This is a genomic window from Treponema sp. SP13 (assembly GCF_050938355.1).
Classification (GTDB): domain Bacteria; phylum Spirochaetota; class Spirochaetia; order Treponematales; family Treponemataceae; genus Treponema_D; species Treponema_D socranskii.
On sequence record NZ_JADOVM010000001.1, the window covers coordinates 108126 to 128467 of the forward strand.

Annotated in this window: 20 protein-coding genes and 1 tRNA gene; 8 read left to right on the forward strand and 13 right to left on the reverse strand. The window is 50.6% G+C overall.

The features are described from left to right. Positions 1–212: 212 nt before the first annotated feature. On the forward strand, positions 213–698 hold the full coding sequence (locus IZU26_RS00465; RefSeq protein WP_433275924.1) for a hypothetical protein: 486 nt from the start codon (positions 213–215) through the stop codon (positions 696–698). A gap of 125 nt (positions 699–823) precedes the next feature. Here the strand turns inward: IZU26_RS00465 and gap are convergent, their stop codons facing one another. From gap to IZU26_RS00490, 5 genes are all read right to left on the reverse strand, one after another. Beyond that, positions 824–1873 carry a type I glyceraldehyde-3-phosphate dehydrogenase gene (gene gap, locus IZU26_RS00470; protein ID WP_433275926.1) on the reverse strand — a complete coding sequence of 350 codons (1050 nt, stop codon included), beginning with the start codon at positions 1871–1873 and terminating at the stop codon, positions 824–826. 85 nt (positions 1874–1958) lie between these two features. After that, positions 1959–2564 (reverse strand): hypothetical protein, encoded by a 606-nt coding sequence (locus IZU26_RS00475; protein WP_433276979.1) that lies wholly within the window; start codon positions 2562–2564, stop codon positions 1959–1961. Positions 2565–2597: 33 nt separating this feature from the next. After that, positions 2598–5363: a valine--tRNA ligase gene (locus tag IZU26_RS00480; protein ID WP_433275928.1), complete on the reverse strand. Its 2766-nt coding sequence runs from the start codon at positions 5361–5363 to the stop codon at positions 2598–2600. A 182-nt stretch (positions 5364–5545) separates the two neighbouring features. Beyond that, positions 5546–5860 (reverse strand): BrnA antitoxin family protein, encoded by a 315-nt coding sequence (locus IZU26_RS00485; protein ID WP_239446894.1) that lies wholly within the window; start codon positions 5858–5860, stop codon positions 5546–5548. Positions 5861–6134: 274 nt separating this feature from the next. Next, positions 6135–6782 (reverse strand): glucosaminidase domain-containing protein, encoded by a 648-nt coding sequence (locus tag IZU26_RS00490; protein WP_433275931.1) that lies wholly within the window; start codon positions 6780–6782, stop codon positions 6135–6137. Positions 6783–6991: 209 nt separating this feature from the next. On the opposite strand from IZU26_RS00490, the gene radC reads away from it, so the two are divergent. Continuing rightward, positions 6992–7660, forward strand: coding sequence for a RadC family protein (gene radC, locus IZU26_RS00495; RefSeq protein WP_433275933.1), 669 nt, complete (start codon positions 6992–6994; stop codon positions 7658–7660). A 127-nt stretch (positions 7661–7787) separates the two neighbouring features. Next, positions 7788–9035, forward strand: a complete 1248-nt coding sequence (locus IZU26_RS00500; protein WP_433275934.1) for a S1C family serine protease — start codon at positions 7788–7790, stop codon at positions 9033–9035. Between the two features lie 90 nt (positions 9036–9125). Here the strand turns inward: IZU26_RS00500 and IZU26_RS00505 are convergent, their stop codons facing one another. Then, positions 9126–9551 (reverse strand): type II toxin-antitoxin system VapC family toxin, encoded by a 426-nt coding sequence (locus IZU26_RS00505; protein ID WP_433275935.1) that lies wholly within the window; start codon positions 9549–9551, stop codon positions 9126–9128. After that, a complete protein-coding gene (locus IZU26_RS00510; protein ID WP_432915091.1) occupies positions 9548–9826 on the reverse strand; it encodes a type II toxin-antitoxin system Phd/YefM family antitoxin in 279 nt (92 codons plus the stop codon). Before IZU26_RS00510 ends, IZU26_RS00505 begins: the two co-directional genes overlap by 4 nt. Positions 9827–9992: 166 nt before the next feature. Here IZU26_RS00510 and uvrB point away from each other — a divergent pair, with 166 nt between their 5' ends. Next, positions 9993–11990, forward strand: a complete 1998-nt coding sequence (gene uvrB, locus IZU26_RS00515) for an excinuclease ABC subunit UvrB (RefSeq protein ID WP_433275936.1) — start codon at positions 9993–9995, stop codon at positions 11988–11990. Between the two features lie 77 nt (positions 11991–12067). Here uvrB and IZU26_RS00520 read toward each other — a convergent pair whose 3' ends face one another. Both IZU26_RS00520 and IZU26_RS00525 read right to left on the reverse strand, forming a co-directional pair. Beyond that, positions 12068–12493: a bacteriohemerythrin gene (locus tag IZU26_RS00520; protein WP_021330087.1), complete on the reverse strand. Its 426-nt coding sequence runs from the start codon at positions 12491–12493 to the stop codon at positions 12068–12070. Positions 12494–12510: 17 nt separating this feature from the next. After that, entirely contained in the window at positions 12511–12699 is a 189-nt protein-coding gene (locus IZU26_RS00525; protein ID WP_021330092.1) for a hypothetical protein, read from the reverse strand. A 214-nt stretch (positions 12700–12913) separates the two neighbouring features. Here IZU26_RS00525 and nrdD point away from each other — a divergent pair, with 214 nt between their 5' ends. The 4 genes from nrdD to IZU26_RS00545 all read left to right on the forward strand — a co-directional run bounded on the left by nrdD (position 12914) and on the right by IZU26_RS00545 (position 16993). Next, on the forward strand, positions 12914–15076 hold the full coding sequence (gene nrdD, locus IZU26_RS00530) for an anaerobic ribonucleoside-triphosphate reductase (RefSeq protein WP_433275939.1): 2163 nt from the start codon (positions 12914–12916) through the stop codon (positions 15074–15076). Continuing rightward, positions 15076–15570, forward strand: a complete 495-nt coding sequence (gene nrdG / locus IZU26_RS00535) for an anaerobic ribonucleoside-triphosphate reductase activating protein (protein ID WP_433275941.1) — start codon at positions 15076–15078, stop codon at positions 15568–15570. Before nrdD ends, nrdG begins: the two co-directional genes overlap by 1 nt. A 171-nt stretch (positions 15571–15741) precedes the next feature. Next, on the forward strand, positions 15742–16569 hold the full coding sequence (locus IZU26_RS00540) for an ATP-binding protein (protein WP_433275942.1): 828 nt from the start codon (positions 15742–15744) through the stop codon (positions 16567–16569). A gap of 55 nt (positions 16570–16624) precedes the next feature. Then, complete coding sequence (locus IZU26_RS00545; protein WP_433275944.1) at positions 16625–16993, forward strand: DUF488 domain-containing protein; 369 nt, start codon at positions 16625–16627, stop codon at positions 16991–16993. 135 nt (positions 16994–17128) lie between these two features. Here IZU26_RS00545 and IZU26_RS00550 read toward each other — a convergent pair whose 3' ends face one another. From IZU26_RS00550 to IZU26_RS00565, 4 genes are all read right to left on the reverse strand, one after another. Further along, positions 17129–18520, reverse strand: a complete 1392-nt coding sequence (locus IZU26_RS00550) for a GntP family permease (RefSeq protein ID WP_433275945.1) — start codon at positions 18518–18520, stop codon at positions 17129–17131. A 149-nt stretch (positions 18521–18669) separates the two neighbouring features. Continuing rightward, positions 18670–18743 (reverse strand) — tRNA-Arg (locus IZU26_RS00555). Between the two features lie 109 nt (positions 18744–18852). Next, positions 18853–19626, reverse strand: coding sequence for a hypothetical protein (locus IZU26_RS00560; RefSeq protein ID WP_156005593.1), 774 nt, complete (start codon positions 19624–19626; stop codon positions 18853–18855). A gap of 29 nt (positions 19627–19655) precedes the next feature. Beyond that, entirely contained in the window at positions 19656–20336 is a 681-nt protein-coding gene (locus IZU26_RS00565) for a tetratricopeptide repeat protein (protein WP_021495544.1), read from the reverse strand. Between the last annotated feature and the right edge of the window lie 6 nt (positions 20337–20342).

The following is a 20342-nucleotide window of genomic DNA, read 5'->3' on the forward strand; positions in this document are numbered from 1 at the left end:
CCGCTTAGCCGCGGTCGAGCTTTTAGGGTAGGCTTCCGCAAGCCTAACGCTCGAAACGGCACGCAGCCGGAACCTCGCCTCCGCATCACTTTATTCACTTTCGAAACTCGCCGTTCAGTCGGTGAACGAAACAGTTGGTAAATTTCGAGTTTTAGAAAACTCGAAATTGAACCATGTAATTTTTTTTCAGTATCTGCTATACTTGTTTCTATATGAATGACGAACGAAAACAATTTTTTATCGAACTTGAAGGAAAAACGGGCGATGCCGTCGAAGAACTGGAATTCGTGTGCATCAATGCGGATAAAAAAACATACGCCGCGCTCTCGCTCACTTCTTCGCGTACCGAGCTTTGGGGACTCCTCGTCTTTTGTGCGCACGGACTGTATTTTTACGTTTCCCCGTCCGAAAATTTTATGTCTCTGATGTTTCGGCAGATGACACACGGAAGCAAACCCTCCGAACAGCTCATCGACCTCGGCCGAATCGAAGCGCTCGAAACCGAACTGCCTCAGAAAAAATGGTATTCCGTACTTTTTACCGATGTAAAACACCGTATCGACGCGTCGTTCGCCTTTGAAAAAAAACAATATTATTTTTCGATGACGACGCTCTCTTCTGCGGCAGACGTACAAGAGCGGATTCAAAAAAAGCTGCACGGAAAATCGGCGGTATCGACATACATAAGCTCGCCGTAGAGCAGAAGTTAAATTGAACGGCGCTATTTCAGACGTTCAATTTAACCGGCCGACGCGCATCACGCACCGACCGGTTTTATCTATTAATAATTATTAAAAATAATCCGAGCGACGAGGCAAAAGCCTTACTTGCTGATCACGCGGATCATTTCGCAGAGCTTATTCGAGTAACCCCATTCGTTATCGTACCATGCAATCAATTTTACAAAATCGTTTTCAAGCGCGAGACCCGCGTTCGCATCAAAGATGGACGTGTGGCTGTCACCGGTAAAGTCGGTCGAAACAACCTGATCTTCGGTATACGCGACGATGCCTTTGAGTGCGCCGTCAGCGGCTTTTTTCATCGTTTCACAGATGTTTTTGTACGCTTCTTCTTTGCTGCTTCCCGCGGCCTTTTCAAGCTGGCAAGTCAAATCCACAACCGATACATCGGGAGCAGGGATGCGCATCGAAATACCGGTGAGTTTACCGTTGAGCGCCGGGATAACTTTTCCGACCGCTTTCGCAGCTCCCGTCGTCGACGGGATGATGTTGTTGTATACGGAACGTCCGCCTCTCCAGTCCTTTCCGCCCTTTGACGGACCGTCGACCGTAAGCTGCGTACCCGTCGATGCGTGCACCGTTGTCATAAGACCGCGTTTAATGCCGTATGCATCGTGAATCGCTTTTGCAAGAGGCGCGAGACAGTTTGTCGTGCAGGACGCGTTCGAAATGATCGTCTGTCCCGCATAGGTCGAATCGTTGACGCCGTAAACGAACATCGGCGTGTCGTCTTTTGAAGGAGCCGACATGACGACTTTTTTTGCGCCGCCTTTGATGTGCGCTTCGCACGCTTCCTTTGTCAGGAAAAAGCCCGTTGATTCGACGACGACATCGGCGCCGCATTCGCCCCATTTGATATTCGCAGGATCTTTTTCCGCGAAAACGCGGATTTTGTTGCCGTTTACGATGAGGTGCTGATCGTCGAATTCGACTTTGCCTTCAAAACGGCCGTGAACCGAATCGTATTTGAGCAAATATGCGAGATAATCGATCAGCATTTTCGAAGGATCGGCTTTATTGAAAGCGAGCAAATCGTTGATGCCGACAATCTGAATGTCGTTAAAGTTTGAAACCGCAGCGCGGAATACCATGCGCCCGATGCGACCAAAACCGTTGATACCGACTTTAATCATACTAATAACCCCTTATTAATAAAAATCATTTTACGGGAATAATTTTACGCTTTATAAAAGCCAGTGTCAAGTTGATTAAAAACCGTTAGCCTTGCCGCGTCTTTTTCTTTCGATCGATATAGCCGCTTTCTTCGAGGTAGCGGCGGCGGGAGATGATGAGTCCGATGAGTTCCTGATACATATTGTAGTCGACTTCAAGCGCAATCGGCAAAATAAAAAATTCGGTTTCGTCGCAGTACCGCTCGATAAACGCGGGATCGGTGACGAAGCCGAGGCTTATCATATTGCTGATCCTGTCGGCGCATTTTAATATTTTCGCTTTTTGGCTTCCGCTTTGGATGATGGTACGCAGGTAATCGCTTTTCAGCTCTCCTTCTTTTCGTGTCACTTCGAGAACGAGCTTGTACACTTTTTGCCCGTCTTCGTCGATATCGATTATCAAATTCGGATCGAAGCCGGGCACGTCTTCGATAACGTCGTGAATACACGACGCTTTCAAAAGCACCGCGTCGATATAGCCGTAGTCGATGAGTATGCTCATCGTGTCGAGCTGATGGCGGAACATATTGCCGCCGGCGTGGCGGGCTTTGCCGATGAGTACCGTCGCAAGCTGCATGTACGGCGCAAGGTAAATGTTTTTCAGCTGGAGCAAGGATTTGTTGTCCATCCTGCCCGAACGGTCGACATGCATTTTGTACTTCAATCGTTTCATCGGCCCCGCCTCTTACAAGCTTTGCATATACGACGCAAGTTTTTCTATGCGGCGCCTGTTTTCTTCGAGCTTCGCCTTTTCCGCTTCGACGAGTTCTTTCGCAGCGTGCTCTGCGAATTTGCCCGAAAGCTTCGCTTCCGAACGGGCGACGATCGCTTCGGCTTCGGCTTTTTCTTTTTGAAAGCGAGAGGCGAGCTGCGTTTTGTCGATGCTTTCGTCTATGAGCAAAAAGGCTTCGGCGCCCGGTACGACGGTACCGATCGAAGAGGCGGGCTTTTCATCGACAAAATCGATGTGCGAGATTCCCGCAAGCAGCATGATGATATCGGATTTTTCAGCACAGACTTCCGCGGCGCTGCCCTTTTCGATCATAAGCGCAAGGCGTATCTTCGAAGCGGGATCGATGCCGCACTCGGCGCGGAGCGCGCGAACGCCTTTTATGAGTTCGCGAAGCACGTTAAAACGCCGCGTCACACTTTCATCGACGCGAGCATCGCTTGCTTCGGGAAAAGGAGATGCAATGAGCATACCGCTATAGTCGCTCGTCGAAAGGATTTTATTCATACCTGCGAGTTTTCTGTTTTTAACAATTTCGGCAAGCGGAAGTTTTGCGTAGATCTCTTCGGTCACAAAGGGGAGGAAGGGATGGAGGAGGCGGATATTTTCTTCGAGCACGTTGAGCAAAACCGAAACCGCTCTGTCTTTTTCCGCATCGCTTCCGTTTTTAAATGAAAGCTTTGTCGCTTCCACGTACCAGTCGCAGTATTCGTTCCAAAAATATTCGTAGAGCGAAGAAGCCGCATCGTTGTAGCGGTAGCTTTCAAGCGCTTCGCGCTCAGCTCGCACGCACTTGTCGAGCTCCGTGTAAATCCACCTGTCGAGTTCGGTTAAATCTTCGTCGCGCACCGAAACGAGATTCCGCCCTTCGAGATTTCCGAGTATATAACGGCTCGCGTTCCACACTTTGTTCGCAAAACGGCTTCCGAGCTTAAACGATTCCCTGTCGATTAAAACGTCCTGCCCCTGCGCGCACATAAAGCCGAGCGTAAATTTGAACGCGTCGCTTCCGTACATATCGACGATCTCAAGCGGGTCGATTCCGTTGCCGAGCGACTTGCTCATCTTTCTGCCCTGCTTGTCGCGCACGAGCCCGTGAATGTAGATGTCGTGAAACGGCGCTTTGCCCGTAAATTCGATGCCCGCCATAATCATGCGGCTCACCCAAAAGAAGATGATGTCGTAGGCGGTGACGAGCGCGCTCGTCGGATAAAACTTTGCCGAATCGTCGGTCTCCTCCGGCCAGCCGAGCGTGCTGAACGGCCACAGCCATGAAGAAAACCACGTGTCGAGTACGTCGGGATCCTGTTCGAGTTCGGTCGACGAACACTTCGGACAGGCGTGCACGTCTTCGCGCGAAACGATCGTCTCCCCGCATTTTTTGCAGTACCACACCGGAATGCGGTGACCCCACCACAGCTGACGGCTGATGCACCAGTCGCGGATATTTTCGAGCCATACTTTATACGTGTTTTCCCATTTGCGCGGGAAAAATTCGATATCGCCGTTTTTCCACGCACGAAGCGCTTTTTGTGCAAGCGGCTGCATTTTGACAAACCACTGATCGCTTAAATACGGTTCGACGACGGTATTGCAGCGATAGCAATGTCCGACCGCGTGCGTAATCTTTTCTTCACCCTTGAATAAATTTTGCGCTTTCAAATCTTCGATGATCAGAGCCCGCGCTTTTGCACAGGAAAGCCCGCGGTATCGTTCGGGGCAGTTATCGTTCAGCGTACCGTCGGGATTCAATATATTGATAACGTCGAGATCGTTTCGCTTTCCGACCAGCCAGTCGTTCGGATCGTGCGCCGGCGTAATCTTTACCATACCGGTGCCGAAGTCTTTATCGACGTACGCATCGGCGATGAGCGGAATGACGCGGTCGGTACACGGCAGTTTTAATTTTTTTCCGACGATACCTTTATAGCGCTCGTCGGCGGGATTTACGGCGACGGCCGTATCGCCGAGCAGCGTTTCAGGCCGCGTCGTCGCTATTTCGATTTTCGTCGAACCGTCGGGCGCGGGGCCGTCGGCGTATTCGTAATAGATGTGATACATTGCACCGGCCGTATCCGTGTGTTCGACTTCGTCGTCCGCAAGCGCAGTACCGCAGCGGGGACACCAGTTGACAAGATAATGTCCGCGATAGATGAGTCCGCGTTCATAGAGCGTTACGAACACGTCGCGCACCGCACGCGAAAGTCCTTCGTCCATCGTAAAGCGCTCGCGATCCCAATCGGTACTGTTGCCGAGCTTCCGCTGCTGTTTGACGATCGTCGCATGGTGGTCGTCTTTTACCGCCCACGTGCGCTCGAGAAATTTTTCGCGGCCTATGTCGCCCCGCGATTTGCCTTCTTTTTTAAGCGCGCGCTCGACGACGTTTTGCGTCGCGATACCCGCGTGATCGGTACCCGTCACCCACAGCGTGTTGTCGCCTTTCATACGGTGATAGCGCACGACGATGTCCTGCAGCGTATTGTTCAGCCCGTGCCCGACGTGCAAAACACCCGTCACGTTCGGAGGCGGAATGACGACTGAAAACGTCGCAGCTTTAATCTCTTCGGGAGATTTGCCCGCCATACGTTTTTCGTATTCGGCATGAACGGGAGAGGCGGGATCGGACGCGGGTTTAAACCAATTGCCCTCTTCCCACGCTTTGTATATGCGGTCTTCAAAATCTTTCGGGTTATACGCTTTTTCAAGCTCTATCGCTTTCATAAAAAAGCATTATGGCACATAATGTAAAAATAATCAAACAAAATAAAACTCCAATCACCGAATCATTGTACATAATATAATACTGAATAAGTCGATAATACTTGCAAGTCCGCCGATCGACTTCGGCATTGCGGATAATAATCGCTAAAGGTGAGTTTTTAGAAATATCCTCATGTAGTTTTCTACATCTGAGAAATAGGGCAATTATTGAGCCTTGCCCAGCGTATTACATTATTCAGTCTCGCCTGATAGCCTTTTCCCGCTTGTTTTAGCCATGCAAGATTATCATTGTCAATCTTTGTGTGAATGTCCGTCTTAGGCATTTTCAAAGATTGAATATAATAAAAGCCGCCGTTTGCAGTCGGTTTGCTATCGGGAATGTCATCGCAGTTTATCTCACTTGCAGGGCGGCTTGCCATTTCTTCAAGCGTTGCTTTTTCCTCTGCTGTCAGCGGGGGAAAATCAATAACCTTGTATTCTCTTTGCATTTTCTTCATACAGTAAGTAACGGATCATTGAATATACGGCTTGCAAATTCAAAACTAAGCCCCTTATGCTTTATTTTATTGTATTCGTTTTTTGCCGTATCCCATACAAAAGTATCAAGATAGACAAAATCCGTATTCCGTTCCACATCTTTATAGTACATCATATATGTACATAAATCAATAGATCGAAAGTCGAGTTTCGAAAGTATTTCTAAATAAAGATATGCTTTCGGCGAGAACCCGTCCGACGCGCCGCTCGATGCGCATACAAACGGCCGATATCCTATTTCCGCTCCATACGGGAAAGGAGCGCGTCGAGTTTTTCACCGTATTTTTTATCGGACGCCCACGTCCCTGCAAGCTCGAAAACCGTCGGCGCTTTGCCGCGCGGAGAGACGAATTTGGCGCGTTTATCGACGACGGGATTGACGAGTTCGTCGGTATCTCCGTACGCATTCAAATGCTGGATATGTGCACGCACGCCGAGCAGCACCGTCGGAAAACGGTCGGGAGCCGCTCCGCTTCCGGTCGCACCGAGTCCGCAGTAATTGTGCATGTCTTCGGTAACCGCCCCGCCGAATTTCAAAAATCCCGTTTCGAGACACATCTGCGCGAAGGCGACATCGGAATTGATCCCTTCGTCGTGCGCTTCCGAAATATAACACTGCGCAATATAGAGGGCATCAGCTTTGCGTATCGCGGGGTTATGAGAGCGTAAAAACGATGCGAGTTCGGCTGCTGAAAAAACACCCTCGCCCGTAAGGCTTCGCGATGCTGCAGGCCTTTCAAACGAAAGCGTTGCACACGAAACGAACATCACCGCGCAGGCACACGGCAGTGCGATGCGGCGAAATAAAGCCGATTTCGACGGACGCCCTCCGTTTTTTTCGGCCTTTTTTATTTCCGATAGTATTTTCTCAAATCTTGTCATATCGATATTTTCGGCATCGCATCTCTTCTTCGTGAGCGCCCCGATACAAACGGCAGAGGACGGTCCGATGTGCGAATACCGCGCAAACGAGGGCGGTAAAACTCCGATGTGCGAATACCGCGCACGTGCATACAAACAAGCGCAAAATTTTATCGTAAAAACTTCGAGCAAAAACTCCGAAATCGCAACATTTTTTCGATTATTATGTGATGAACTATCACCGAAATGCAAAACCGGACATACGCGAACAGGTTTTAAAACACGGATTTTCATATCCGAGCGATGAAGAGCTTGTCATGCTCATACTCGGAAGCGGCACAAAAAAATCGCCCGTACGCCGCCTCGCGCGCAGCGTCGTCGAAGCGCTGTACGAATCGGACGACAAAAACATCGTGCCGAATCTTTTGGCGATCAAAGGCATGGGAACGGGAAAAAGCCTCGCCGTAGCGGCAGCGCTCGAACTCGGACGCAGACGGAACGCGCACCTGCATTCGGTCATCACGCAGCCGAAAGACGTCGTGCCCTTTGTAAAAAATTATTCGGTATTGCCGAAAGAGCATTTTCTGTGCATAACGCTCAACGGCGGCCACGAAATCATACGGATACGCGTCGTAAGCGTCGGCACGATTAACCGAACGATCGTCCATCCGCGCGAAATTTTTTCCGAAGCGCTCATCGAAAACGCCTCGGCGATAATCGTGTGCCACAATCATCCGTCGGGCACTTGTACGCCGAGCAGAGAAGATATCGAAACGACGAAGACGCTCATAGAAGCGTCGAAAATCATCGGCATCACGCTGCTCGATCACATCATCCTCGACCGTGATTCGTATTTCAGTTTTCTCGAACACGATTTGCTCTTTACGCCCGTAGAATAACGACCGAGCGCATTCAGCGGCTGCGATAAAGCGTGCGATTAATCCAAATACGGCACGGCTTCTACCGGCGCCGGAATTCGGCACCTTCGGTTTGACGCATCGCTTTTAAATCGGTATCATTATCGATATGAAGCTCTATTCGAAAACGCAATTCATACGCGCGATCACCGCGGCAGTCGTAATCACCGCAGCGACAGCGATTTTTATCGATAGAAACATCGACTCATTTGCGTCGTTCGCGGGCATCGGGGAAGCTGCATCGCAGCCTGCCGAAGCGCAGCGCGATTTTGAAAATCAAACGGCCGCCGAAAGCTATCCGGTTTTCGAACAAAGCGCCGCCCTCCCGCTGCGTCCCGTTGCGGATGCATCCGGTTTTACGGAAGACGAACAGCAAAATATCAACGTCTACGATCGATGCGCCGAATCGGTCGTAAACATCAGCACGAAGATCGCCGGCGTAAACTGGTTTCTCGAACCGATAGTCGAAGACGGCGGAACCGGCAGCGGCTCTATTATCGACAAGCGCGGATATATCGTCACGAACGTGCACGTTATTCAAAATGCGTCGGAAATCTACGTGTCGCTTTCAGACGGCACGCAGTACGAAGCGGAGATCGTCGGACAGGACAGCGAAAGCGATTTGGCAGTTATTAAATTCACGCCGCCTGCGGGTACGGTTTTAAAAACGATACCGTTCGGGGATTCGAGCAAAGTCAAAATCGGACAAAAAGTCATCGCGATCGGAAACCCGTTCGGACTCGACCGCACGATGACTACGGGAATCGTTTCGGGACTCGCCCGCCCCGTGCGGAACAACAACAACAGGATCATCCGCAACATGATTCAAACCGATGCCGCAATCAATCCGGGAAATTCGGGCGGTCCGCTTTTGGATACTGCCGGCCGCATGGTCGGTATCAACACGATGATCGTATCGCCTTCGGGAAGCTCCGCAGGAGTGGGCTTTGCGATCCCTGCGGAAACCGCCGTGCGCGTCGTTTCCGATTTGATACGCTACGGGCGCGTAAACCGCGGCATCGTACAGATGTCGATCGTACAGCTGAACCGGACGATCGTGCAGTACGCGGGCCTCGACGTATCGGCGGGCGTGCTCGTTTCGGAAGTGACGAAAAACGGAAACGCGGACAAAGCCGGTATACGAGGCGGCACGCAGCGGGCAAACTACGGCCGCTCGATAATCTTCCTCGGCGGCGACATCGTAACGAAGATCGACGACATCGCGATAGCCTCCCTCGCCGATTATTTTTCCGCACTCGAAGACAAGCGCCCCGGAGATACGGTTTCGATGACGATCCGCCGCAATCGCAGAGATTTGACGATAAACGTAACGCTCGCTCCTCCGCAGCAAAATTAATCAACACCCCCGACGCAAGCGTCGGGGTATTAAACCCTCCGCACGAATAATTTGAACGGCGGGTTTGGAAAGCATATCGGCTGATTGATTTTACCGCGCCCAGTCTTCGATTTTCAGCATACTGATTTTACAAAGTGCCGCGAAATCCCGCTCATTGTGTGTTACGAGGATCATATTGTTTGCTACGGCTGTCGCCGCAATCTGCGTATCCGCATAAGAGCTCGGCGTACCCGCCGCATCGCAGCGCGCCAAAAGTTCTCCGCAAATGCCGGCGGCAAACGCATCGTAGGGGATGACATCCATATTTGATCTGAGGTTTTCAATCGCATCTGCAACGATGCACCGCCTCTTGCCTTCGGGCATCTTTTCCAATCCGTATATTAATTCCTGCCAAACGACGGCGGGGATCGCACAGCGTGTTTCGTTTGCGTAGTACTGTTCCAATGCATGTTCATTAGGAATTTTCTTTGTAAATTCGGAAATAACATTCGTATCCAATAAGTATATCGCTTTCATTTTTCCGACCAAAGTTTTTGAGCTTTCTTAGGATCGGGCATCTCTCGCGATCTGACATAGGGCAAGCCCTCATCAAGCAAGCTGTCGGCATGAGCTTTTCTCCATTCGGAAAGCCAATTTTGCCGCCGAATATGTCGTTCACGGTATGCTTCATAGCTGATGATGACGGCCACCGGCTTATCGCGGCGGGTAAGCTCGACGCTTTCCCCCGCTTCCGCCATCTTTATGAGAGCTGAAAAATTGTTTCGCGCATCGTAGATCGACGATCTGCACATACGCACAGTATACGGTAATCCTGGCTATTTGTCAATAAAATTGGCTATATCGATTTACCATACTGCACCCGGCACTTTATCAACTTTTTAAATAGAGCTCGGAAAATCGATTTCCCGGAAGGCAGACCCTTTTGCCTTTTACCGCACGGTACGGTATATTTACGGTATGCGCAAATTTCACGTAGTGTCTCCGTACGAACCGGCGGGCGACCAAAAACAGGCGATCGACGCGCTCGCCGAAGGTTTTTTACGCGGCGACAAATACCAAACGCTCAAAGGCGTAACCGGAAGCGGCAAAACCTTTACGATGGCGAAAATCATCGAACGAGTGCAGCGTCCGACGCTCATCATCAGCCACAACAAAACCCTTTCGGCGCAGCTGTATCGCGAGTTTAAAAGTTTTTTCCCCGACAACGCCGTCGAATACTTCGTTTCATACTACGATTATTATCAGCCGGAAGCATACGTGCCCGCACGGGATTTGTATATAGAAAAAGACGCGTCGATAAACGATGAAATCGACCGGATGCGCTTGGCTGCAACGTACAGCCTTATGGAGCGGCGCGACGTTGTCGTCGTTGCAACGGTGTCGTGCATCTACGGACTCGGTATGCCGGACTTATACAAAGAGATGCGCGTACACATCGAAAAGGGAGAATCGCGCACTACACATACGATCGCAGAAGAACTTATCGCGCTGCAGTACAAGCGCAACGACGCCGTATTGGAGCGGGGCAATTTCAGAATCCGCGGCGACGTCATGGAAATCTTTCCGGCGTATATGGAAACGGACGAAGCGTATAAAATCGAATTCGATTGGGATGAAGTCGCAAAGATAAAGCGCTTCAACGTGATGACGGGAAAGACGATCGAAGATTTGGACGAAACGGTCATCTACCCCGCACGCCACTTTGTCGTACCGCACGAACTGCTCGTCGCCGCAACCGAGCGCATACAAAGGGAACTGGACGTTCGCCTCGCCGAACTTGAAGCGCAAAAAAAGCCGCTCGAATACGAGCGCCTCAAAACGCGCACGACGTACGATATCGAAATGATGAAAGAGATGGGCTACTGTCCGGGCATCGAAAACTATTCCGCACCGATCACGGGGCGAAAAACGGGAGAGCCTCCTGCGACGCTCCTCCACTATTTTCCCGACGATTTTTTGTGTATGCTCGACGAAGCGCACGTCACCGTCCCGCAGCTCGGCGCGATGTACGAAGGAGATCGGAGCCGAAAACAAAACCTCGTCGATTTCGGTTTCCGCCTGCCGAGCGCGCTCGATAATCGCCCGCTCAAGTTTGCCGAATTTTCCGCAAAGCTCAACCAAGTCATCTACGTGAGCGCAACGCCCCGCAAAGAAGAGGTAAAACAGAGCACGCAAGTGGTCGAACAGCTCATCAGACCCACCGGCCTTCTCGACCCGATCGTCGACGTGCGCCCGAGCGAAGGCCAGATGGAAGACATCTACAACGAAATCAAAAAGCGCATCGCAAAAAACGAACGCAGTCTCGTTCTGACGCTGACAAAAAAAATGGCCGAAGATTTGACCGACTACCTGCTCGGTCTTTCGCTCAAAGTAAAATACATTCACTCCGAAGTCGAAACTTTCGAGCGCGTCGAATTATTAAAAGGGCTGCGTGCGGGAGAGTTCGACGTGCTCATCGGCATCAACCTTTTGCGCGAAGGGATCGATTTGCCGGAAGTATCGTTTATCGCGATCCTCGATGCCGATAAAATCGGATTTTTGAGATCGGCGACGAGCTTGATCCAAATCATCGGACGGGCGGCGCGGAATGCGGAGGGAACGGTCGTCATGTATGCGGACAGGATGAGCGATGCGATGCAGGAAGCGCTGAACGAAACGAAACACCGGCGCGAAATTCAGGAAGCGTACAACAAAGAACACGGCATTACGCCGAAAACGATCGCAAAAGCGGTCGAAGATATTTTAGTGCACGAAGAAAAAGAAGCCGAAGAAACGGCGGCGGTCGAACTGGCCGTCCTCAAAAAAAGCGCGAACCTCTTTGTGCCTTCTCAGCGCAAAAAGCTTATCGCCGCTCTTAAAAATGAAATGGCGGAAGCTGCCGACCGTCTCGAATACGAAAAGGCCGCCGTCATCCGCGATCAGATACGCGACATCGAAAATCAATACGGAACATAAAAAAACCGCCGAACGCGAATCGATCGGCGGCAATTTTGATAAGGATCGAAACGGAAACGGTCACTTTCCGCTGCGCTTTACTGCTGCTCCAATTTTTGCGAAACGAATTTACCCCAAATGCGGTCGGCGCGCGCGATGTGCATTAAAACCCAGTTTACGATAAAAGAATAAAATTTGAGCGCATCATCCTGAGTACCGCCGTCGAGTTTGCGGACCTGTATTTCGACTTCCCGCACAAACGCGTCATGCGCAACCTTATGCGTACTCGTCGCAGGATAACCGTATTTTGCCATAAATTTTTCTTCTTCAGTAAAGTGGTAAACGGTGTAATCGGTCAATGATTTAAGCACTTTCGACATCTTCAGTTTATAATCTTCGGGAGATCCTTCCACTGCATCATAGAGCTCGTTTGCAATAGCGAGCAGCCGCTTATGTTGACCGTCTATCTCCGGTATATTCAAAAGATAGGAATCGTCCCACTGAACCTTTGCAACCTTTTCCATAGCATACTCCCATTAATTTAGAGACCCTTTAAAACAGAACTCACCGCAAGCAAAGCGCCGCCTGCAAACGTGAGCCAATAATAGCAGCGACCCTGCTGCAAAAAGCCGAGATTGATTCGTCCCATCAACATGACGCTGATAAAGCCGACGGCTATCAATACAACGGCGATCCACCATGTCGTCGATTTCGGCGCATTTGTTTTCATGTTATACCTCTCAAGATGATTTTCAGCACCCGCTGATTTTTTATCATAACTACATTTTCAAATCATGTCAAACGCCTTTTATATGAAATATATTTTTTACTTGACTAAAAACGCTATATCTGGTAGCATCACTCATAATAGGCGCTATATATAGCGCTAAAACTATATCGATATCAATTTTATATCGATTTCACCGAAAATATCAGGGGAATATATGAAAATCATAAAACGAAGCGGCGCGGAAGTTCCGTTCGACCGATCGAAGATAACCGTTGCGATTTCAAAAGCGAATGTTCAAGTGCCGGAAACCGAGCGGCTCACACAAGCTCAAATCGATTCCGTTGCCGATGACATCGAAATCGAATGCGCGAGAGGCGGACACGCGCTCGACGTCGAAACGATTCAGGACCGCGTCGAAAACGGTATCATGAGGTGCGGTGCATACAACGTCGCAAAAACCTATATCACGTACCGCTACCGCCATGCGCTCATGAGAAAAGCGAACACGACGGACGCGCAGATTTTAAGTTTGCTCGATGAAAATAACGAAGAAGTCAAACAGGAAAACTCGAATAAAAATCCGACAGTCGTCAGCGTCCAGCGCGACTATATGGCCGGAGAAGTGAGCAAAGACATCACGAGGCGCTTTTTGCTCGATGAAGATATCGCAAAAGCGCACGCCGAAGGCATCATCCACTTTCACGACGCCGACTATTTTGCGCAGCACATGCATAACTGCGACCTCGTCAATCTCGAAGACATGCTGCAAAACGGCACGGTCATCAGCAATACGAAAATCGACCGGCCTCATTCGTTTTCAACCGCGTGCAATATCGCGACGCAAATCATCGCTCAAGTTGCAAGCTGTCAGTACGGCGGCCAGAGCATTTCGCTTGCACACCTCGCGCCCTTTGTAGACGTGAGCCGCAAAAAAATCGAAAAAGAAACGAAAGAGATGATCGCGACGACGAAGCTTTCCGTAACGGATGAGCAATTTTCATACATCGTCGAAAACCGTCTGCGCGATGAAATAAAGCGGGGCGTGCAAACGATCCAATACCAAGTGATTACGCTGATGACGACGAACGGACAGGCGCCCTTCGTCACGGTCTTTATGTATTTGAACGAAGCGAAGAGCGCGCAGGAAAAATCGGACTTGGCGCTCATCATCGAAGAAACGCTCAAACAGCGCTATCAGGGCGTCAAAAACGAAGCTGGTGCGTGGATTACGCCCGCCTTCCCGAAACTCATTTACGTGCTCGAAGACGACAACGTCGAGCGCAATTCGAAATATTATTATCTCACCGAGCTTGCTGCAAAGTGTTCGGCACGGCGTCTCGTGCCCGATTACATTTCCGAAAAGAAAATGCTCGAACTCAAAGAGGGTAACTGCTATCCGTGCATGGGCTGCCGCTCTTTTCTCACGGTTTATCGCGACGAAAACGGCAAGCCGAAATTTTACGGCCGCTTTAACCAAGGCGTGGTTACGCTGAACCTCGTCGATGTCGCCTGCTCTTCGGGCGGCGATACGGAACAATTTTGGCGCATTATGGACGAGCGGCTTGATCTGTGCCGCCGCGCGCTCATGATCCGCCACAAGCGCCTTCTCGGAACGAAAAGCGATGCGGCTCCGATTCTGTGGCAAAACGGAGCGATAGCGCGCCTGGCAAAGGGTGAAAAAATCGATAAGCTTTTGTTCGACGGCTATTCGACGATTTCGCTCGGATACGCGGGACTCTGCGAATGCGTGCGCTATATGACAGGAAAATCGCACACCGATCCCGAAGCGACGCCCTTTGCACTCGATATCATGCACCGCCTAAACGATGCGTGCGCCGAATGGAAAAAAGAAACGACGATCGCCTTTTCGCTGTACGGCACGCCGCTTGAAAGCACGACGTATAAATTCGCCAAGTGTTTAAAACAGCGCTTCGGCATCATCCCCGGCGTTACCGATAAAAACTATATCACCAACAGCTACCACGTGCACGTCACCGAGCCGATAGACGCGTTTGCAAAGCTGACATTCGAATCGCAGTTCCAAGAGCTTTCTCCCGGAGGTGCGGTCAGCTATGTCGAAGTGCCGAACATGGAAAATAATATGGAAGCGGTTATGACGCTTTTAAAACATATCTACAACAATATCATGTACGCGGAGCTCAATACAAAAAGCGATTTTTGCCAAAGCTGCGGCTTTACCGGCGAAATTCATATCGCTTCCGATACCGACGGCAAGCTCGTGTGGGAATGCCCTGCCTGCGGCAACCGCGATCAGGCGAAGATGAACGTAGCGCGCCGTACCTGCGGCTATATCGGCACGCAGTACTGGAATCAGGGACGCACGCAGGAAATAAAAGAGCGCGTGCTGCACTTATAATGTACTACGGCGCTATCAAAAAAACGGATGTGGCCGACGGAGAAGGAGTACGCGTTTCGCTCTTCGTCTCCGGCTGCCGCAACTGCTGCAAGGGATGCTTTCAAAAAGAAACATGGGATTTCCTCTACGGCAAGGAATTTACAAAGGAAACCGAAGATGAAATCCTCTGCGCCCTCGAACCAGATTATATCGCGGGTCTTACCGTGCTCGGAGGAGAGCCCTTCGAAGAAGAAAACCAGCGGGATATCCTCCCCTTTTTGCGCCGCGTCAAAAAAGCCTTTCCGCACAAAACGATATGGTGCTACACGGGCTACGTGTATGAAGCGGATTTGCTTTCCGGCGGACGGAAATACTGCGAAGCGACGGATGAAATGCTCTCCCTCATCGACGTACTCATCGACGGACCTTTTATCGAAGAAGAGCGGGACATAACGCTCGCGTTCCGAGGCTCTCGAAACCAGCGCATCCTGTATTTGAAAAACCGCAGCCGGTAAATTGCGTCCGCATATTTTTAGGCCGAATGTCGCGTTTTTCAAAATGCGTTGTTTTTACAACGTATTCATTCTTTAAAAAGCGGTATAATTTAACAAGAGTGAATTATACCGATAAAACAACGTTCGCTCAAAAACGTGCGTTTATTACACGGAAACTTTTACGGAAAAATTATGAAACGGCAAATCATTCATATCGATCGGGAAAAATGCAACGGCTGCGGCGCCTGCGTGACCGCATGCCACGAAGGAGCTATCGCCATGGTAGACGGCAAAGCGAAACTCATCCGCGACGATTACTGCGACGGCATGGGAGACTGTCTCCCCGAATGCCCGACGGGAGCTATCACTTTTGAAGAGAGGGAAGCCGCAGCCTACGATGAAAAAGCGGTTGAAGTTCACAAAGCCGCGCGCGCCGCCCTTCACGCGCGGCAGGAAGAGTGCAGCCCCGAAAGAAGTTTCCATCGTGCGGGAGGATGTCCCGGATCCGCTTCGCGCACCTTCGATCGAGATGCCGCATCTCCCCTGCATGAGCACCGTCCGGGTGCCTGTCCGGGTTCCGTACTCCGATCGTTTGATCGGGAAGGCGCCGACGCTTCGCCCTCCCCGTCTTTTCAAGCGATGCCCGTCCCCTCATCGCAGCTTCGGCAGTGGCCGGTACAGATTAAACTCGCCCCGCTCCGCGCTCCGTATTTCGACGGCGCGCATCTTTTGATCGCAGCGGACTGTACCGCTTACGCATACGGAAATTTTCACAACGATTTTATCAAAGGCAAAACGACGCTCATCGGCTGTCCGAAACTCGACGAAGGCGACTACACGGAAAAGCTTGCTGCGATTATCGGCGAAAACAATATCAAAAGCCTCACCGTCGTCCGCATGGAAGTACCCTGCTGCGGCGGCATCGAAAACGCTGCGGTAAACGCGCTTAAAGCAAGCGGAAAATTTATTCCGTGGCAAGTCGTCACCGTTTCCTGCGACGGCCGTATTTTGGACGAATAAAAATAAGCGCGGTGTTATTGCGGAACTTGAGCGATAAAAGTATGATATGGTAACTATGAAAGGAAAATTGCTTATCAAACGGGTATATCTTCCCGCATCGGACGATGACGGAGAACGCTGTCTCGTAGACCGCCTGTGGCCGCGAGGATTAAAAAAAGAAAATGCCGCCATCGACGGTTGGCTCAAAGATATCGCGCCGTCGAACGAAATTCGAAAAGATTTCAATCACGAACCGGAAAAATTTCCGATGTTTCGTGCCGCATACAAAAAAGAACTTTCAAAAAACGAGGGAGCAAAACAATTTGCACTCGAATGCGCGGAAAAGCTCAAAACGAAAAACGTAACGCTGCTCTACGGCGCCAAGGATGCCGAACACAATAACGCCGTCGTACTCCGCGATTGGCTTTTGCAAAAAATTACATAAGTCGAATTTCGAGTTTTAAAAGTATTATCTAAACAAATGTATGCTTTCGGCGGTGCCCCGGATTGCGAAAAGACGGGAGCAAGGCCGGCTCAAACGTCCGTCAGCTTTTAACACGGCCCCGTCTCCCGTTTTTCATCAATGCAGGAAAAGAGAAAGGATGAATATTTCAATAACGCCTGCGATACCGAGCACGAGTGTACCGAGCGTCTGCGTTTTATAGCCGCGTTCGGGCGACATGGCGCCGAAGTTCGTGACCACCCAGAAGTACGAATCGTTCGCGTGACTTACGGTCATAGCACCGGCGCCGATCGCCATACACGCGAGAGCCGCCCGTACCGGAGAATCGAGGCCGAGTACCGGAAGCAGCGGCGCGATGATGCCCGCAGAAGTCACGAGCGCGACGGTCGAAGAGCCTTGAGCCGTTTTCAAAATCGCCGAGAGGATAAACGGGAAAAAAATACCCATCGTCTGAAGCACCGTCGCGTGTATTTTGATATAGTTTACCATATCGGAGGACGCGATAACTTTTCCGAGCACGCCGCCGGCAGCCGTGATAAACAGGATCGGGCCGGTCACTTTGAGTGTTTCTTCCACGATCGCATAAAAATCCTTTATTTTATCGGCAAGCTTGAGCTGCAGCACCGCAAAGGCAGTACCCACGCCGAGCGCGATAACCGGAGTTCCGAGAAATTTAACAATATCGATTCCGAAGCCTTTCATCTTTGCCATCGTAACGATAGAGGATGCCGCCATGAGAATAACGGGAACGACGATCGGTGCGAGCGCGTTAAAACCGTTCGGAAGTTTTTTAAATTCGGCGACGAGCTGTTCGTAGCTTTTCGTCACCTGCCCCGCATCGGCTTCATCGTCTGCACGAACGCGGGCGCCGATATATTTGGCAAAAAAATAGCCTGCGATAAGCGGCAAAATAGAACACAGCGCGCCCATACCCATGACGAGCAAAAGATTGTCGCCGATACCGAGCGTATTCGCTGCAGCGATAGGACCCGGCGTCGGCGGGATAAATACGTGCGAAATATACAAACCGAACGAAAGCCCCGCCGTCATCGCGACGGAAGAAGCGGCGGTTCTGTTGACAAGCGCTTTGCGGATGGGGTTCAAGATGACAAAGCCCGAATCGCAAAATACCGGAATGGAAACGACCCAGCCCATGAGTTCTACGGCGAGAACGGGATGATTTTTTCCGACGAGATGAATGATCATATCGGCGAGCTTCAGTGCAGCTCCCGTTTTTTCAAGCACCGATCCGATGAGCGCGCCGAGGATGATGACGATGCCGATACTCGTAAAGGTACCGGCAAAGCCCGCTCCGATGACGTTTGCAAGTCCCTGCACCGTTTTTCCGTCGGCGGTTTTCACGTTGACGAGCGGAATGCAGGCAATCAAACCGAGCAGCAACGAAATGCACATGATCGAAATAAAGGGGTGAATTTTAAATTTTGAGATCGCAAACACCATGACGATGATCGCAATGACAAAAACGAAAATAAACGGTAAGCCTGTCATGTATAACCTCCTTTTTTTGCAATTATACTAACACGAGTTTTTCGATTTTGCAAGAATTTTTTTATGGAAAGCGCCTGTCGGGATCGTACGGAATAATAACGGTTCGCGACACGAAAAAGCGGCGCCGCAGCTTTTGTGCGGCCTCCGATTGACGCATGGCGGACTCGAACCGCCTACCTACTGCTTAGAAGGCAGTTGCTCTATCCAGATGAGCTAAAGCGCCGTAGGGCTTATACTACAGCAAACGCGCGATTCTTGCAAGACGGAAGTTGCTAAACTGCGGTACCGCATCGTTAGATTCGATCTGCGTAACGCAATGCGAACGCGCGTCGTTAGTTATCTTCCGTGCCGGCATTAACGGCGACGGTTCCGAGGTGCAGCACTTTGCTGTAATACGTCGTGTACGTCGTATCGCGGCCGACGGATACGGCATACATATCGACAAAATAGGTGTTGGGATACGAGCTTGAAAATCCGGAACTCGAATGACTGTAGTCGTCCTCTCCTTCCGCAGGCGTGCGGTCTTCCGCTCCCGTCCTGCCGAAGTCAAACGAATATCGGTTACCTTCCCGTTTCGGCACCATCGTCGCAACGATACTGCTGTCGCCGGCATAACCGACGATAATCTTTGCCTTATAACGAGCATCATTCTGATAATTCGTCAAACGAATATAGATGCGCCTGTCTGCACCGGTCGATGCGATAAGGGGAGTGGTCGTAACCGAATCGGTTCCGAGCTGCCGATATTTATACTTGCCGGTAAGCAAAGTCGCCGCAGAAGAAGGATCGGTCGAATTGTTTGCGCTGCTCAACGCGGAAGTGACACTGCCGATCGATTCGTAACGATTGTAGATCTTATAGTAAACGGCCGTTCCCAAAAAATTAAACGAAGGGCTTATACCTGCATTGCCGGTTTCGTTCGTCACAAAATCGAAATATTTATTGTCATACGTCGTATCGGCATTCGGCGTGTTGTATATACGAAAGGGCGCTTCGAGCACATAATACTCTTCCAGTCCGCAGCCGAAAAAACAAAGGCAGCATATTGCAAGAGAAAACAATTCGTATAAGTGATATTTTCTCCGCATACCGCCGCCCATTCTCATGTAAAAAAACAATTATATGGATATATCGGTTACTCGGTTTTGCCTTCGGTTTTCAGCGCGATAAGGCGCGTTTCGGCAAGGTTCGTCCACACATCTCCGAGCGCGCCTGCACTAAGCTTCGCATACGATTCGGAAGCTTTTTTATAATCGCCGAGCGCTTCGTATGTACGCGCTTCGGAAAAACGCGCGTGAGAAGCGAGCGGAAAATCTTTTACGTCCGCAGCTTTTCCGTAGCTCGCCGCCGCATCCGCAAGGTTTCCGATATTTTCATCGCAGACCGCCATATTGTAATAGGCAAGCGGCGCCGTATACGACTTCGCGCCTTTCGCTGCGGCAGCCGTCCAATAGGATTTTGCCGCCGCGTAATCTTTGCGCCCGTAGGCGATGCCGGCAGCGATCATATTCGCCCGCACTCCGACAACGCCGCCTTTTGCAAGATACGGCGTGAGCTTCGTCATTGCATCGCTTCTCTTTGATTCGATTTCCGCGTCGGAAAGGGACGCCGAATCGTTCGTGAGCTCGTATTCGACGGTATCGACAAATGAAATGCCCTTTGCCCGCGAAGACGAAACGACGGCGGCGGAAATGCCGTATACGACTATTGCAGCAATGACGACAGCCAGCGAAACGATAATCGGCATGCGGTGGCGCAGCATAAACTGCGAAAGGCGTTCACCCGCAGTCGCTTTTTCAAATTTTTTTTCAATCATATCTAC

Excerpts from the sequence above, each read along its gene's own strand:
- IZU26_RS00465 (WP_433275924.1), top strand. The coding sequence starts at position 213 with ATGAATGACGAACGAAAACAATTTTTTATCGAACTTGAAGGAAAAACG.
- gap (WP_433275926.1), bottom strand. The coding sequence starts at position 1,873 with ATGATTAAAGTCGGTATCAACGGTTTTGGTCGCATCGGGCGCATGGTA.
- IZU26_RS00475 (WP_433276979.1), bottom strand. The coding sequence starts at position 2,564 with ATGCATGTCGACCGTTCGGGCAGGATGGACAACAAATCCTTGCTCCAG.
- IZU26_RS00480 (WP_433275928.1), bottom strand. The coding sequence starts at position 5,363 with ATGAAAGCGATAGAGCTTGAAAAAGCGTATAACCCGAAAGATTTTGAA.
- IZU26_RS00485 (WP_239446894.1), bottom strand. The coding sequence starts at position 5,860 with ATGAAGAAAATGCAAAGAGAATACAAGGTTATTGATTTTCCCCCGCTG.
- IZU26_RS00490 (WP_433275931.1), bottom strand. The coding sequence starts at position 6,782 with ATGACAAGATTTGAGAAAATACTATCGGAAATAAAAAAGGCCGAAAAA.
- radC (WP_433275933.1), top strand. The coding sequence starts at position 6,992 with ATGAACTATCACCGAAATGCAAAACCGGACATACGCGAACAGGTTTTA.
- IZU26_RS00500 (WP_433275934.1), top strand. The coding sequence starts at position 7,788 with ATGAAGCTCTATTCGAAAACGCAATTCATACGCGCGATCACCGCGGCA.
- IZU26_RS00505 (WP_433275935.1), bottom strand. The coding sequence starts at position 9,551 with ATGAAAGCGATATACTTATTGGATACGAATGTTATTTCCGAATTTACA.
- IZU26_RS00510 (WP_432915091.1), bottom strand. The coding sequence starts at position 9,826 with ATGTGCAGATCGTCGATCTACGATGCGCGAAACAATTTTTCAGCTCTC.
- uvrB (WP_433275936.1), top strand. The coding sequence starts at position 9,993 with ATGCGCAAATTTCACGTAGTGTCTCCGTACGAACCGGCGGGCGACCAA.
- IZU26_RS00520 (WP_021330087.1), bottom strand. The coding sequence starts at position 12,493 with ATGGAAAAGGTTGCAAAGGTTCAGTGGGACGATTCCTATCTTTTGAAT.
- IZU26_RS00525 (WP_021330092.1), bottom strand. The coding sequence starts at position 12,699 with ATGAAAACAAATGCGCCGAAATCGACGACATGGTGGATCGCCGTTGTA.
- nrdD (WP_433275939.1), top strand. The coding sequence starts at position 12,914 with ATGAAAATCATAAAACGAAGCGGCGCGGAAGTTCCGTTCGACCGATCG.
- nrdG (WP_433275941.1), top strand. The coding sequence starts at position 15,076 with ATGTACTACGGCGCTATCAAAAAAACGGATGTGGCCGACGGAGAAGGA.
- IZU26_RS00540 (WP_433275942.1), top strand. The coding sequence starts at position 15,742 with ATGAAACGGCAAATCATTCATATCGATCGGGAAAAATGCAACGGCTGC.
- IZU26_RS00545 (WP_433275944.1), top strand. The coding sequence starts at position 16,625 with ATGAAAGGAAAATTGCTTATCAAACGGGTATATCTTCCCGCATCGGAC.
- IZU26_RS00550 (WP_433275945.1), bottom strand. The coding sequence starts at position 18,520 with ATGACAGGCTTACCGTTTATTTTCGTTTTTGTCATTGCGATCATCGTC.
- IZU26_RS00560 (WP_156005593.1), bottom strand. The coding sequence starts at position 19,626 with ATGAGAATGGGCGGCGGTATGCGGAGAAAATATCACTTATACGAATTG.
- IZU26_RS00565 (WP_021495544.1), bottom strand. The coding sequence starts at position 20,336 with ATGATTGAAAAAAAATTTGAAAAAGCGACTGCGGGTGAACGCCTTTCG.